Here is a 14,104-nt window from a genome sequence, read left to right on the forward strand (position 1 = left end):
CTTGGTGATCGATACGCGGGCTCGGTGACCTGCTGCGGGTGGCCGATGACCGCTGGCCGGCGGATGCCGTTTCAGCTGACGCCGGTGCCGCAGTCGCCCCGGAATCGGTCGTTGCTGAGGGCGGGCACTTCGCCGACCGGAAGTCGTTCGATCTGCAGAAAGACGCGGAGGCGGTAATCGTAGGTTCCTGTGCGGCCGGCCGGGCACGGGACCGACCGCTGGCCGCTCGCCTGGATCTGGGCACCGGTCCACGGCGTAACGTCACCGCCGCTGTAGCCGCGCATTCCGCTCCAGCTGCTTCGCTCGAACCGGAAATGCTGCCGCATCCGGCCCGGCCGTTGCGAGCACCGGGTCTCGAATCCGGCGCTGCGCACGTATCCCGCGGACAGGCTGAGCCGAGCCTCGACCTTGGTGACGCACCACCAGCCCCTGACCTTGACGACCTTGACATCACCGCGTTCCTCGGCCGCGTGATAGTCCTCAGCCGAGATGGCCGAGGGGTCCCTCGGTACCGCGTCCACATCGCCGAGGACGAGCAGCTGCGCTCCGGACGAGAGTGTCTCGGTGCGCCAGGCGAGCCTCGTGACGGTAGGCGTCGGCCGCGGAGTCATCGTGGGCATCGTGGTGGTGCTCATCGTGGGGCCGGGCGGCGCCTGGTCATCGGTCGGTTGCGGTGGCCGCAGTGGATGCGGTGACGCGGTCGCCGGTGCCGGCCGGGACTGGTCGGCGTCCCTGTCCGCAGTCACCGCGCCGATCACTACCACGGCCACCACAGCCTGCAGGACCACGATCACAGCGAGACCGGCGATCATCGTGATCATCGTCCGCCTGGTCCAGCGGTCCGACGGCCACGGGGAGCGCGCGGGCGTCCCCGGATCGGCGGGGCCGGTTTCGCCGGGTGCTCCTTCCGACCGCATCACACCTCCGGTAGGTCACCCGCCTGAGCGTCTGCGGTGGCGGGGGCGCCAAACCCTAACCGAAGACGATCACGCGGTGCCACACGCCGTACGCGGACACCTACGGGCAGGTGTGGGTGCACCCTTTGTATCCGTTTCCGGCAGGCCGGTAGCGCGGCTGGTCGCCCCCTGCCACCGCACTGAGCGCAGCACGGCTGATTCACCGATCTGGTGACCGAGCCGATGACGTCGAGACGTTCACCCTGCACCACCAGCAGAGCCTGCGCGGCCCGTGGTGCTGCGACGCACGGCTGCAAGACGGGCCGGCACTGAGCGGATGGCTGGCGGCGCGCGCAGCGGGGGCGCCGGCCTCTGTCAGGTGATGTCGCGGCGCATCGGTCTGAGCACCGCGGCAGCGCTCGCCAACGCCGTGTATCCCATGAGGACCATGGCGCCGGCCACCGGGGAGAGCAGGTGGACGGGGTCGGTGGAGAGTTGTTGTGACATGGCGTCGGCTACGGCGGTGAAGTCCGTCAGTGATGCGGTCGCCCCGCCGGGTAGCCATGGGTAGACGAGGTTGATGCCAGGGATCATCATGAGGAGCATTTCCCCGGCGTACAGGTAGCCGATCACCACGCACAGGGCCGCGGTCTGGTTGCGGATCAGCGCCCCCATGCCCACTCCGAGCACCGTGTACGCCACCATCGCCACGGCGATGCGGGCGAGCAGTTCGATGACGGTTCCGGTGGGCATCCCCAGCGACACGCCGCGTGCGGCCACGGCACCGAAGAACGCCACGGCCGCCGTGCCGGTGAGTACGAGCCCATAGAGCATCCCGGCGACGCCGTAGGTGACCAGTTTCGCGGTCAGTACCTGCCAGCGGTGTGGGGCGAACAGGAAGGTGAAGTTGACGGTTCGGTATCGGTATTCCGAGGTCACCGCCAGGGTGCCGATCGCGGCGGGGACGAACGCGGTGAACCCGAGCATGCCGAGGACCGATCGCACACCGGCCTCGGTCTGGAGTCCCGGCATCGGAGGATCGAAGTTCTCCGGTCCGACGATCGTCATCATCCCGATCAGCCCGCCGCCGAGAAGGGCGGCGACCAGCAGGGTCACCAGCCACATCCGGGTCGCCAGCAATCTGCGAAACTCGGCTTTGATCAACCGTCTCATCGGGCGCTCCCCCGTTCTTCGACCGTCAGATCGCTGGTGGTCAGGTCAAGGAAGAGCTGCTCAAGACTCGCGTTCTCGGTGACGAGCCCGTGGACCCGCAACCGGTGCGCCGCGGCCAGCTCGGCGATCTGGGGGGCGTCGAGCCCATGCACCCGCAACTCCCCCGGCTGGACCGGTTCGACGCGCGGCGCGGCGACGCCTTCGGGCGGGTTCTCCATGAGAGTTCTGGCGAGCACGGCGGCATCGGGTGAGCGGACCAGGACCGGTGGCGCCGAGCCGGCGAGTTCGGACAGCCTCCCGGAGGCCACCAGCCGCCCTTGACGGATCACCACGACGTCGTCGACGATCTGCTGGACTTCGCCGAGCGCGTGGCTGGAGATGAGGATCGTGCGTCCTTCGTCGGCCAGGTGACGCAGGAACGAGCGCAGCCAGGACATACCCTCCGGGTCCAGGCCGTTGCCCGGCTCGTCAAGCAGCAGTACGCGAGGGTCACCGAGGAGCGCGGTCGCCAGGTTGAGCCGTTGCCGCATGCCAGTGGAGAAGCCGCGTGTCTTGCGGTCGGCGGCGCCGGCCAGACCTAGCAGCCCGAGCAGTTCGGCGACACGGCTCGCCGGGTAGCCGCCCATCGCGGCGTAGACGAGCAGGTGGTCACGTGCCGAGTGGCGGGGGTGGAACGCGGCGGCGTCGAAGACGGCACCGACCGTGGCCGACGGACACGGGATGTCGCCGTAGCGTCTGCCACCGATCGTCGCGGTGCCGGAGGTCGGGGCGACGTGACCGATGATCATGCGCATCGTCGTGGTCTTTCCGGCGCCGTTCGGGCCGAGGAACCCGGTGATCATGCCCTGCTCCACAGTGAAGGAGAGGTCCTCCACGGCGGTGACGGCACCGAACCGCTTCGTCAGATTCGACACCTCGATCCGGAGGTGTTCGCCCGTCATGAGCTTGCCTGCAGAGCCCGCTGGACGGTCAGCCGCTCGCGCCTGGTCCAGGTCCGTTCCCTCGGGGTGAACTGGATGTTGATCTGGTCTCCTGTGATCGTCACCGATGCCATGGAGCCACCTTCCTTGCCTGCCCCGCGCGATGCCGGCTTCGGCCGCGGGGTCTCTGATCACACTGATGAGCGGTCACGGTCCATGAGCGGATGTGCCGCTGACCGAGGTCGGCTCAGGCCGTGTCGTCGTCGCCGCCTCTTTCGGCGGTCGGTTCGTCCACGGGCAGCACGATGGTCGCGAGCAATCGGGGTACCCGTGCCTTCCCTGGCTCGTTGTTGAGCAGTGGCCGCACGACCTCGCTGAAGTCGCGGGCGAACCGGGCGAACTCGGCGTCGTCCAGATGCAGCACGACCTGCTGGTAGCCGACGCCATCGGCGACCACATCGACCTGGCGCCGGCCGAGGTAGCGGGAGAACTCGGCCAGCAGGCCGGCGACGAACGCGGTAAAGTAACGGCCGTGGTCCTCCGGCGTTGCCGTGGCCAGTGCGTCGCCGCTGAGCGCCGCGCCGCCGGCGGGCAAGGCGTAGACCCGCTCGACCACACCCCCCATCTTTCGCTCCTCGACCACGTTGAGGACGCCGCCCTGGGTGAGGGCCGCAAGGTGCCGGTACAGCGTGGCCTGCGGCACGTCCGGCAGCAGCTCCGCGAGTTCACGCGTTGTACGGCGAGCGCCCGCGACGGCCCGCAGGATCCGTATTCGAACCGGATGCAACGCCAACTCGGCCCAGCGTTCCTTCGATGTCCCCACGAGGTGATTTTATCATTATTGATAATGAGAATGCCACCCACACGATCTGGCCGGCGTCGACACCGTCCCGCTCCCATCCGATGTACGGGCCCTGCAACAACACCTCGCCGGGGTCACTGGCGGGTGGTGTTGAGGTACTGAAGGACAGCGGCGACTCTGCGGTCGGATTCTTGGGTGGGTTTGAGGTCGAGCTTGGCGAAGATGCTGCGGATGTGCTTGTGGACGGCGCCGTCGGTGACCGTGAGGTGTTTGGCAATGGCCGTGTTGCCGAGGCCTTCGGCCATGAGGGCGAGGACGTCGCGTTCGCGGGGGGTGAGGCGGCCCAGCGGGTCGCCTGCGCGCCGGCGGCTGAGCAGTTGGGTGATGACGTCGGGGTCGATGGCGGTGCCGCCGTCGACCACCCGGTGCAGTGCGTCGAGGAAGTGCTCGACGCGTCCCACGCGTTCCTTGAGCAGGTAGCCGATGCGGGCGGGGCCGTGGGCGAGCAGGTCGGACGCGAAGGTCTGCTCGACGTAGGCGGACAGGACGACGACGGCCAGGCCGGGAAACCTGCGGCGGGCCACCACAGCGGCCTTGATGCCCTCGTCGGTGTGGGTCGGAGGCATCCGCACATCGACGACGGCGACATCGGGCCGGTGCAGGTCGACCGCGGCCAGGAAGTCGGACGGCGTCGCGGTGGCGGCGGCGACCTCGAGTCCCTCACCGCGCAGCACGAGGGTGAGGCCCTCGCGCAGCAGGGCGTCGTCCTCGGCGATGACTATGCGCATGGGAGCTCCACCTCGATCGCGGTGGGGCCGCCGGGTGGGCTGGACAGCGTCATGCTCCCGTCGTGGGCTTCGGCGCGGCTGCGGATGCCGGCGATGCCGGTTCCGCCGTCCTCGTGGGCGCCGCCGTGGCCGTCATCGGTGACGCGGATGCGCAGCCGCCCGGTGTGGCGGCGGACGTCGACGGTGGCGTGGCGGGCGTGGCTGTGCCGGGAGACGTTGGTCAGTGCCTCGGCGGCGACGAAGTAGGCGGTCGCCTGTACGGAGGCGGGACAGGCGCCGGGCAGGTCCACGGTCAGCCGGCAGGGTACGGAGCACTGGGCGGCCAGGGCGCTGAGGGCTCCGTCGAGACCGCGCTGTTCCAGGACGGGCGGCAGGATCGCGCGTGCGACGCCGCGCAGCTCTTCCAGGGCCTCTTCCGCGGCGGTCTGTGCCCGTTCGAGCGCGTTCTCGGCCAGCGCCGCGTCCTTCGCCAGCGCGCGCCGCGCGGCGCCGACCAGTACGACGACCCCGACGAGACGGTTCTGGGCGCCGTCGTGCAGGGACCGTTCGATCCGCCGCAGCTCCGCGGCGTGCGATTCGAGCGCCGCGGCCCGGGTCGCCGACAGCTCGGCGACCCGCGCGGAAAGGTCCAGGCCGGGGTGCGGTCCGAGTAGCCGCAGCCCCGGGGCGGCCTGCAACCGGGCGATGCCCGGCCCCAGGCCGATGGTGACCGCGAACCAGGCCAGTCCCATGAGGCCGACCGCGAGGACCTGCGTCCATCCGTCCACCGGGATCCCGATGCCCGCGGTCGCCTCGCCGTCGGGGATCAGCCGCCACCACAGGGGGAAGGTGGTGTCCCGGAAGGCGAAGATCGGCAACAGGACGCCGATGAGGCCCAGGATCAGGCCCGCGGTCGCGTGCAGGACGAGCCAGCCAAGATCGCGCCTGGTCGCGGGTTCGGTGAGCGCGACCGGCGAGGTGGGTGGCCCGGGCGGGTACGGGTCAATGATCTCGTGGCCGCGCTGGACGAGGCGCGCGCGTTCCCTGCCGGCGACGGCGTGCACCAGCCGGAGCGTCCGCGATACGAGCGGCAGCCCGATCCCGACCAGGCACAACGCGCCAATCGCGAGCACGAACACCAGCGTGAGCAGGGCCAGGAGGGAGGTGCCCAGCCCGCCCGCCAGGTCTTCGAGCGCCTTGAACGGCTCCCGTACGGCCCGCGCCGCCATGTCGCGCAGAAAGGAGTGGCCGTCGGGTTCCGTCCCGGCCATCGACACCCCCGTAAGCACTCGAATCGTCACTCTATGTCGTTTCCGGCAGCCTGAGATGCCCGGCACCCGGAGCGGTACAGCCTGCTGTACTTCCGATTGGGTAGCAGGCCGGGTCGTCGCAGATCAGAGCGGCCTTTAGCGTTTAAACCGGAATCAAGGAGGATGTCTTGAGCAATCAATACCAGACCAATCAGCGTCGTCAGGCCCGCCCGGGGGGAGGGCTGCGCGCCGTACTGTGGGTCGTCCTGCTGGCCGGCGTCGGCGTGAACGCCTGGGCCAGTGTCAGCGGCCAGAACATGGCGGTCTACCTGACGGCGGGGGTCGTCGCCGTGGTGTGCATCGCCGGGCTGATCGTGAGTTTTCTGAGCAACCGCCGCTGACCATGCAGCCGCCTGGCCGGACCGGATTGAAACAGCTCCTGGACGACCTAGGGGGCACCCTGCTCGACCTGGTGTGCGGCGATCCGGGGGCCGCCGCGCAGCTCGGCAGCGTGGTGATCCACGATCCGCACGACGAGTTGCGGCCGCCTCCCGGTGCCGTGGTGCTCGGGGTTGGCGTCCGGGATCCCGACGAGATCGGCGGGCTGCTGCGGCGGCTCGCGCAGGACGCCGCCGCGGCGCTGGTGATCCGCGCGCCAGTGCCGGTCACCGATGCCGTGCGCGGCCGTCGCTGAGACGGGGGTGGTGCTGCTGGGCCTGATCCGCGGCGCGTCGTGGTCGTGGCTTGCCGAGCTGATCCGGTCGATGCCCGCCGACGGCTGCCCGGGACCCGCGGTCCCGCCCGAGCTCGGCGGGATCCCCGCGGGGGACCTGTTCGCCGTGGCCAACGCGGTCAGCATGCTGCTGGACGCGCCGGTCACGATCGAGGACCGCCGTTCTCGGGTCATGGCGTTCTCCGGACGTCAGCTGAAGGCGGACGAGGGCCGCATCGAGACGGTGGACGGCCCCGACGAGCGGTTCGCGGCAATGCTCCACCTGCGGCTGCACGTGCCCTGAGCCCGCGGCCGTGCCGACCGGAGCCGCGTTCATCGGAACTCCGCCTCCGCGAAGTGGCAGGCGGCCTGGTGCGGCCGTTCCACCGCGGCCGCGTGGGGATCGTCCTCCGTGCAGGACACGCGTTCGGGGAACAGGGCAGGGCCTGCGGGGCACCGGGTGTGGAACCGGTATCCGGACGGCGGCTCCCGGGGGTCGGGCGGCTCCGCGTCCATGGTCTGGGTCTCCATGGGGGGCGTGTCCCGGAGCGGCGGTGCGTCGCGTGCGGACGATTCCAGGAGTGTTCGCGTGTACGGGTGCTTGGGGTCGGCGAGCAGGTCGTCCACGGGGGCACACTCGACGACGCGGCCGAGGTGCATCACCGCAATGTGGTCGCTGACGTACCGCACGGTGGCCAGGTCGTGGGAGATGAACAGCATCGTCAGGCCCAAGCCCCACCGCTGCGCGCGCCAGCGTGGACTTGCCCGATCCAGACTCCCCGACCAGTCCCATCACCGTGCCGTCCGGGATGACCAGGTCCGCCGACCCCGAGGAGATCTTCGTGGTCCCGTGCGACGTCTTCGCGCCGTGCGCGCTCGGCGGCGTGATCAACGATCGCAACCTGCGGGACCTGGACGCCGGCGCGGTCGCCGGGGCCGCCAACAACGTGCTCGCCGAGCCGCACTACGGCACGGAGCTGCACCGCCGCGGGGGTCCTTTACGCGCCCGACTACTGCGCCAACGCCGGTGGAGTGATCTTCCTTTGGCGAGCACCGCCACTACATCGAACTGTTCGCAGGGTCCCTGGCTGGTCAGTCAGTCTGCTTCGAGGTTCAGGGATGTGATCAGGTCGAGCATCTCGGCGCGGTGGAGCTTGGCCGGGTCACCGGTCTGGAGGCGGAGGTGGCCGTAGACCTCGAGAGAGATCAGCCCGTGCATGCGACCCCAGACCCGCAGCGCGAGCGCCAGGGCGACCGGGGGCAGGTCGGGGAATTCCTCGCGCACGGTGGACACCAGCGCGGATGAGAAGTCGGACCACTGGTGGTCGGTGCGCGATTGCGTGGTCTTGGCGTATGGCCAGGCGGTGGCGACGAGTTCGGTGAGTCCCAGACAAGCGCGCTTGGCCGCTTCGGGGGCGGGCCCGTTGTCGGGCGCGTGGTACCCGGCGACCGGATCACCGTAGATCAGCCGGAACCCTTCCGGGTTGGCCAGCGACCATGCGCGCAGGGACTGCCCCCAGGCCAGGATCCGGCCGGCGATGTCGTCGGGCGGGACGGCGTCGCGGGCGGCTTCCACCTGGTCCAGCAGCGAGGTGTAGATGTCGTTGATCAAGGCGTTGATCAACGCGTCTCTGGTCTCGAAGTAGCTGTAGATGGCGCTGCCGCTCATCCCCATGTCGCGGGCGATGGCGCGCAGCGAGAGGGCGTCCGGGCCGCCTTCGGCCAGGTGCTTGAGCCCGATGGCCTTGATCTCCGCGGTGGTTTGGGCTCGCAACCGCGCCCGTCGGCCCAGGGTCTGGTCTTGCACGTTTGACATCCTACACCGCTGCATTACAGTGCGACTCACGGAATTTGAACGGCGCACGGTTTTAGAACGCCGCGCATCAAGATGGGTGTGTGATGAAAGCCAAGACAGTGCTGTTCGACCAGCTGGGCGGTCCCGAGGTGCTCTACTTCGCCGACGTCGAGCTGGGTGAGCCCGGCCCGGGGCAGGTACGGGTGCGCATCGACGCCATCGGCCTCAACCGCAACGAGGTCTTGCTGCGGACGGGCGGGTACTACTACGACGCCGTCCTGCCCGGCTCCCGCCTGGGACATGAGGCGGCCGGTGTCGTGGAAGCCGTCGGGGCGGGCGTGGAGAACTTCACCGTCGGCGACGCGGTCAGCATGCTGGCCAGGCCCGTTGATGAGGGGATGTCGACCCACGGCATCTACGGCGAGCGGGCCATCGTCCCCGTCGGCAGGCTCATGCACCGCCCGGAGCACGTGGACGCGGTCACCGGTGCCGCCGTGTGGGTGGCCGGTTTCACCGCCTACGGAGCTTTGATCGAGATCGGGCGGATGCAAGCCGGCGACACGGTGGTCGTCACGGCCGCCTCCAGCAGCATCGGGCTGGCGGCCATCCAGATCGCCAACTACGTCGGCGCCACGCCCATCGCCGTCACCAGGACGGGCGCCAAAGCCGAGCGGCTCCTGCAGGCCGGCGCCGCGCATGTGATCGCCGGCGACGACGGGGACGTGGCCAAGCAGGTGCGCGCGCTCACCGGCGACCGCGGCGCGCGGCTCTTCTTCGATGGCGTCGCCGGTCCCGGTCTGCCGGATCTGGTGCCCGCCGTGGCCCCGGACGGCATGTTGATCGTCTACGGATCGCTCGATGGGCGGCCCACCCCGATGCCGATGTGGTGGCCGATCAACGTGTACGGCTACGCCATCTTCCATCTGTTCGCCGATCCAGAGCGCACCCACCGGGCCCAAGCGTTCATCAACAACGGCCTGCGCAGCCGCGCGCTCGCCCCGGTGATCGACCGCACCTTCGACCTGGCTGACATCGCTGAAGCCCATCGCCACATGGAAGCCAGCACCCACGTCGGGAAGATCGTCGTCACCGTCCAGCACTGAAGGGGACACCACTGTGAGCGCTATTTACACCGACCTCATCGACCAGTTCATCAACGCCATCAACGAGAGCGACGCGGCGCGACGCCGCTCGACGATCGAGCAGATCTTCACACCGGACTGCACCTACACCGACCCGGAAGTCGCCGTGGAAGGACTGGAGTCGCTGGATGCCGCGTTTTCGAGCCTGAAGGAGCGGACTCCACCCGGCTTCCGGTTCAGCCTGAGGGCACCGGTCGACGTCCACCACGACCAAGCACGGTTCTTCTGGCAGTTCGGCCAAGCGGATGCGGCCACGCCCGCAGCAACGGGCTCGGACGTCGCCCTCTTCGCCGGCGGGCGTATCCGCCACATCTACGCCTTCTTCGACACAAGGAACGACTGACGCATGTCTTCTGCCACACGATGGCTGCTTGCCATCTCCTTGCTGGCCGGCTTTGTCTTCTCGAGCGCACAACCGGCCGCCGCTACAGCTCGCGACTGGACAGCCACCTGGACCGCCTCGCCACAGCGTCCGAGCGCCGGCTTCGCCCCGAACTGGTCGGAGCAGGGCTTCGCGCACCAAACCGTCCGCCAGACCGTCCGGGTCAGCGCCGGCGGCGTGGCCGCCCGGATACGGCTGTCGAACGCCTACGGCACCACCCCGCTCACCATCGCCGGCGCTACGGTCGCCCGCACCTCACGCGGCGCCGCCGTACGACCAGGCTCGCTGCGACACCTGACCGTCAGCCGGGCACGGACCTTCACGATCCCGGTCGGCGCCGAACTCGCCAGCGACCCGGTACCGTTGCGGCTGGCCACCCTGGAGTCGGTCACCGTCACCTTCTTCCTGGCAGCGCCGACTGGTCCGGCGACGTTCCACGCCCAGGCCCTTGCGACCAGCTACCGAGCCGCTGGCGACCACACGGCCGACATCGGCGGTGAAGCGTTCACGCAGACCTCGCAGTCCTGGTACTACCTGAGCGGCGTGGACGTCATCGGCCCCGCATCGCGCAACGGCGTGGTCGCCTTCGGCGACTCCCTCACCGATGGAGCCACCAGCAGCACGGACGCCAACAACCGCTACCCCGACGAACTCGCCGAACGGCTGGCTGCCGCCGGCCGGCCGCACGCCGTGCTGAACCAGGGCATGGCCGGCAACCGCGTCACGGTCGACTCCGCCTGGTTCGGCGACAAAGCCACATCACGGTTCCGGCGCGATGTCCTCGGCCAAGCCGGCGTGCGCACGGTAATCATCCTGGAAGGCATCAACGACCTCGGCATCAGCGAGCTGGCGGCCGCATCGCCCGCCCCGATCTTCGCGCCGTACCCCGACGTCTCCACCGAGAAGATCATCTCCGGGCATCGTGAACTGATCCGGCTCGCACACACCCACGGCCTCCGAGTCATCGGCGCGACGCTGCCTCCGATCAAGGGATCGGCGTACTACACCGCGCACAGCGAAGCCAAACGGGAGGCACTCAATGCCTGGATCCGCACATCGGGCGAGTACGACGCAGTGATCGATCTCGACCGCGTCATGGCTTCACCGTCCGATGGCGACCGGCTCAACCCGGCCTACGACTCGGGCGACCATCTGCATCCCAACAACGCCGGCTACCGAGCCATGGCCTACGCCGTCGACCCCGCCGTCCTCGTCCAACCACGAGGTGCCGTATGACCGGCTCGAGCCCTGGCGCTCAGGTGTCCAAGCCGCAGTCGAAAGGGCTGATGCTCGCCCTGATCGCCGCCACGCAGTTCACCGTCGCCGCCGACTACAACATCGTCTACGTCGCGCTGCCGGACATGGGGCGGGCACTCGGGTTCACCGCGCAGTCCCTGCAGTGGGTCGTCAGCTCCTACGCCATCGCCCTCGGCGGGTTCCTCCTGCTCGGTGGGCGGCTGGTCGACCGGCTCGGGGCACGCCGGATGCTGATACTTGGGCTGGCCCTGTTCGGGCTGGCCTGCCTGGCCGGCGGGTTTGCCGGCGGCCCCGCCCCACTCATCGCCGCCCGGGCCGTCCAAGGAATCGGCGCGGCGCTGCTCGCACCGGCGACGCTGACCCTCATCAACACCCGCTTCGCGGAAGGGCGGGAGCGTAACCACGCGCTCGCCGTGTGGGGCGCGGTCGGCAGCGCAGGGCTGGCGGCCGGCGCCCTGCTCGGCGGGGTGCTGACCGACGCGTGGGGATGGCGGTGGGTGCTGTTCGTGCTGGCGGCGCCCGCGCTGCTGGCCGCGGCCGCGGCCCCGGTGGTTCTGGACCCGGACCGGCCCGGCAATGACCGAGCAGGGGTGTGGGGCCGGATCGACGTGCCGGGCGCGGTGCTCGCCACCGTCGGATCCTCACTCCTCGTGCTGGGCCTGGTGAACGGACCGGAGTCGGGCTGGGGGTCACTCCAGGGCGCAGGCTCGATCACCGCCGGGGTGCTGATGCTCGGTGCGTTCCTGCTTGCGGAGGGGCGGACCCGGGACCCACTGATGCCGCCGGGGCTGCTCCGCAACCGGAACCTAGCGATCTCGGTGCTGGTGATCCTGATCTTCCAGAGCGCGCTCGGTGGATGCTATTACCTCTACACCACCTACCTGCAAGGCGTGCTGCACTACGACGCGCTGGCGGCCGGGCTGGCGTTCCTGCCGCTGGCCGCCTGCTCCATGGTGGCGGCGCTGTGGCTGGCCAGGGTGCTTGGACGGTTGGGGCTGCGCGTCACGCTGGTGACGGGCATGACCGTCAACGGCATTGGCATCGTGCTGACGGCGGCGGCCGTGGGCACGGGGGCGCCCTTCTGGGCGCTGCTGCCCGGGCTTGTCGTTTGGGGAATCGGCGGTGGCATGACCTTCCCGGCGATGTTCGCCAGCGCGGCGACCGGGGTCGAGCCGGACAAGGCAGGCATCGCCTCCGGTGTCGCGTCGGCCTTCCAACAGATCGGCGGCGCTGCCGGGCTGGCGATCCTGGTGGCCATCGCGACAGCGGCCGGCCTCGGCGACAGCGCGGGGACGGATTCAACCGCCGATGGCATGCAGACAGCCATGTGGATCGGCGGCGCCGCCTCGATGGGAGGCGGCCTGCTGGCCCTTGCCCTGCACCGGCCGGGCACTCCGACGCGGCCCCGAACGGCGGAGGGCAGGCCGACAGCTCGGCCGGAGGACGCGGACACAGTGAAATCGTGATCCACTTGCTGGTGTAGCGTGCCCGCCCGGCACGCTCCACCAGCCCCGTGGTGTCGGTGGTGAAGGAGCGTCAAACCCTGCGCTCCGCAGGCACCGGACGGGGTAAGTGTGGCGCACGATGCGGGGGACCGCGCAGCCACGGCCCCCTCGCATGGCGTTCAGGCCTTGACGCGGCGCAGCGCGCGTCCGTTGCAGTGGATGTAGCGGGTGCCGTCGCCGAGCTGGAGGAACACCACCGCCTGGGCCTCGCCGCTGCCGAGGTGGCCGGCGGCGTAGATGTTCTCGTCCAGGGTCGGCAGCAGCGGGCCCTTGAAGTTCGTGCCGCCGAGGTTGTCGGCGATGATGCCGCGCGGCATGAGCGTCAGGGCCAGCTCGCGGTCGTCGCCGGGCTCGACGAGCATGGTGACGTTGACGCTGTCGTAGGTGCCGGTCCAGTCGTCGGCGCCGGCCGGCAGGGGCGCCCCGGACACCGCGACGGCCTGGGCGGGCATGGTGATCCCGGCGAGCTCGGAGAAGATCTCCCCGAACAGGCGCGCGCCCAGCAGCGAGGAGTCGCCACCGTTGAAGGTGATGACCACCGCGGTGTCATGACCGGGCGCGAACCGCATCAGGCAACCCTGGCCGACGTTGCCGCCGTCGTGCCCCGCGACCCGGCCGCCGTCCCAGTCCATGAGCATCAGCCCGAGGCCCCAGTGGTCGGCCAGGCGGGTGTCGGGGACGGCGATCTGCGCGGTGCGCATCAGCCGGACGGCGTCCGCGGGCAGGACGCGCTCGCCGGTCAGCGGTGAGACCCCGTCGTCCAGGAGCATCCGGCCGAACGCCAGGACGTCCTCCGCGGTCGCGCTGAGCCCGCCCGCCGGGCCGATGGATCGAAGGTACGACCAGCGCGGCGCGGGAACCGGCTTCCCGTCGGTCCCCGGCACGTGCCCGTACGCCGCACGGAACCGCAGCACGTCGTCCGGGAACGCCACGGTCCGGGTGACGCCGAGCGGGTCGAGCAGCTCGGTGCGGATCGCGTCCTCGAACGTGCCGCCGGTGACCTTCTCCACCACCCGCCCGATGATCACGAAGCCGCTGTTGCAGTACGACATGATCGTGTCCGGCGGCTGTGCCTGCTCCAGCGTGACGCACGACTCGACATACCGCTCCAGCGCGTCGTCGCCCCGCCCGGTGTCGAGGAAGTGGTCTCCGTCGATCCCGCCGGTGTGCGTGAGCAGATGACGCAGCGTCAGCCGCTGGGAGACCACCGGGTCGGCGACGCGGAACTCCGGGACGTAGGTGATCAGCGGGATGTCGATGTCGAGCACCCCGCGGTCGGCCAGCCGCATGACCAGCGCGGCCGTGTACGCCTTGGTCACCGAGCCGATCTGGAAGACCGAGCCGGGGGTGGTCTCGACGCCGGTCTCCAGGTGGAGGACACCGGTCGCCAGCGCCAGAGATTCGCCCCCGTGATAGATGGCCAGCGTCGCGCCGGGCACGTCGCCCGCGGCCGCCGCCTCGTCGAGCAGGCGCTGCCAGCGCCCCCGGTTGAGGGACATCGAA

16 protein-coding genes are annotated in these 14,104 nt (G+C 70.0%); 7 read left to right on the forward strand and 9 right to left on the reverse strand.

The window, feature by feature from the left end:
• Positions 1–71 precede the first annotated feature (71 nt).
• From HKK74_RS17855 to HKK74_RS17880, 6 genes are all read right to left on the reverse strand, one after another.
• Positions 72–821 (reverse strand): hypothetical protein, encoded by a 750-nt coding sequence (locus HKK74_RS17855; RefSeq protein WP_222722401.1) that lies wholly within the window; start codon positions 819–821, stop codon positions 72–74.
• A 450-nt stretch (positions 822–1,271) separates the two neighbouring features.
• Positions 1,272–2,069: an ABC-2 transporter permease family protein gene (locus HKK74_RS17860; protein ID WP_187244352.1), complete on the reverse strand. Its 798-nt coding sequence runs from the start codon at positions 2,067–2,069 to the stop codon at positions 1,272–1,274.
• Positions 2,066–3,010: an ATP-binding cassette domain-containing protein gene (locus HKK74_RS17865; RefSeq protein ID WP_187244353.1), complete on the reverse strand. Its 945-nt coding sequence runs from the start codon at positions 3,008–3,010 to the stop codon at positions 2,066–2,068. The genes HKK74_RS17860 and HKK74_RS17865 overlap by 4 nt, the downstream gene beginning before the upstream one ends.
• A gap of 226 nt (positions 3,011–3,236) precedes the next feature.
• The gene (locus HKK74_RS17870; RefSeq protein WP_187244354.1) at positions 3,237–3,812 is read right to left on the reverse strand and encodes a helix-turn-helix domain-containing protein; all 576 of its coding nucleotides are present in this window, start codon (positions 3,810–3,812) and stop codon (positions 3,237–3,239) included.
• A 113-nt stretch (positions 3,813–3,925) separates the two neighbouring features.
• Positions 3,926–4,579, reverse strand: coding sequence for a response regulator transcription factor (locus HKK74_RS17875; protein WP_187244355.1), 654 nt, complete (start codon positions 4,577–4,579; stop codon positions 3,926–3,928).
• Positions 4,570–5,829, reverse strand: a complete 1,260-nt coding sequence (locus HKK74_RS17880) for a sensor histidine kinase (protein ID WP_187244356.1) — start codon at positions 5,827–5,829, stop codon at positions 4,570–4,572. The genes HKK74_RS17875 and HKK74_RS17880 overlap by 10 nt, the downstream gene beginning before the upstream one ends.
• 167 nt (positions 5,830–5,996) lie before the next feature.
• Between HKK74_RS17880 and HKK74_RS17885 the strand changes: the two genes are divergently transcribed.
• Genes HKK74_RS17885 through HKK74_RS17895 form a run of 3 tightly spaced genes read left to right on the forward strand, consistent with a single transcriptional unit; the run spans position 5,997 to position 6,824 of the window.
• Positions 5,997–6,209: a hypothetical protein gene (locus HKK74_RS17885; RefSeq protein ID WP_187244357.1), complete on the forward strand. Its 213-nt coding sequence runs from the start codon at positions 5,997–5,999 to the stop codon at positions 6,207–6,209.
• Between the two features lie 26 nt (positions 6,210–6,235).
• A complete protein-coding gene (locus HKK74_RS17890) occupies positions 6,236–6,502 on the forward strand; it encodes a hypothetical protein (protein ID WP_187244358.1) in 267 nt (88 codons plus the stop codon).
• Between the two features lie 7 nt (positions 6,503–6,509).
• The gene (locus HKK74_RS17895; RefSeq protein WP_187244359.1) at positions 6,510–6,824 is read left to right on the forward strand and encodes a hypothetical protein; all 315 of its coding nucleotides are present in this window, start codon (positions 6,510–6,512) and stop codon (positions 6,822–6,824) included.
• A gap of 29 nt (positions 6,825–6,853) precedes the next feature.
• On the opposite strand, the gene HKK74_RS17900 is transcribed toward HKK74_RS17895, so the two are convergent.
• Both HKK74_RS17900 and HKK74_RS17905 read right to left on the reverse strand, forming a co-directional pair.
• Positions 6,854–7,252: an oligopeptide/dipeptide ABC transporter ATP-binding protein gene (locus HKK74_RS17900; protein ID WP_187244360.1), complete on the reverse strand. Its 399-nt coding sequence runs from the start codon at positions 7,250–7,252 to the stop codon at positions 6,854–6,856.
• Positions 7,253–7,616: 364 nt separating this feature from the next.
• Entirely contained in the window at positions 7,617–8,327 is a 711-nt protein-coding gene (locus HKK74_RS17905) for a TetR/AcrR family transcriptional regulator (protein WP_312881582.1), read from the reverse strand.
• Between the two features lie 92 nt (positions 8,328–8,419).
• Between HKK74_RS17905 and HKK74_RS40885 the strand changes: the two genes are divergently transcribed.
• The 4 genes from HKK74_RS40885 to HKK74_RS17925 are packed head-to-tail and all read left to right on the forward strand — an operon-like array spanning position 8,420 to position 12,562.
• A complete protein-coding gene (locus HKK74_RS40885; protein ID WP_187244362.1) occupies positions 8,420–9,418 on the forward strand; it encodes a zinc-dependent alcohol dehydrogenase family protein in 999 nt (332 codons plus the stop codon).
• 13 nt (positions 9,419–9,431) lie between these two features.
• Positions 9,432–9,800, forward strand: a complete 369-nt coding sequence (locus tag HKK74_RS17915) for a nuclear transport factor 2 family protein (RefSeq protein WP_187244363.1) — start codon at positions 9,432–9,434, stop codon at positions 9,798–9,800.
• A gap of 3 nt (positions 9,801–9,803) precedes the next feature.
• A complete protein-coding gene (locus HKK74_RS17920) occupies positions 9,804–11,075 on the forward strand; it encodes an SGNH/GDSL hydrolase family protein (protein ID WP_187244364.1) in 1,272 nt (423 codons plus the stop codon).
• A complete protein-coding gene (locus HKK74_RS17925; protein WP_246491675.1) occupies positions 11,072–12,562 on the forward strand; it encodes an MFS transporter in 1,491 nt (496 codons plus the stop codon). The genes HKK74_RS17920 and HKK74_RS17925 overlap by 4 nt, the downstream gene beginning before the upstream one ends.
• 158 nt (positions 12,563–12,720) lie before the next feature.
• Here HKK74_RS17925 and HKK74_RS17930 read toward each other — a convergent pair whose 3' ends face one another.
• A complete protein-coding gene (locus tag HKK74_RS17930; protein WP_187244365.1) occupies positions 12,721–14,100 on the reverse strand; it encodes a serine hydrolase domain-containing protein in 1,380 nt (459 codons plus the stop codon).
• Positions 14,101–14,104 lie beyond the last annotated feature (4 nt).

The sequence above is a fragment of the Actinomadura alba genome, assembly GCF_014323705.1.
GTDB lineage: Bacteria > Actinomycetota > Actinomycetes > Streptosporangiales > Streptosporangiaceae > Actinomadura_C > Actinomadura_C alba.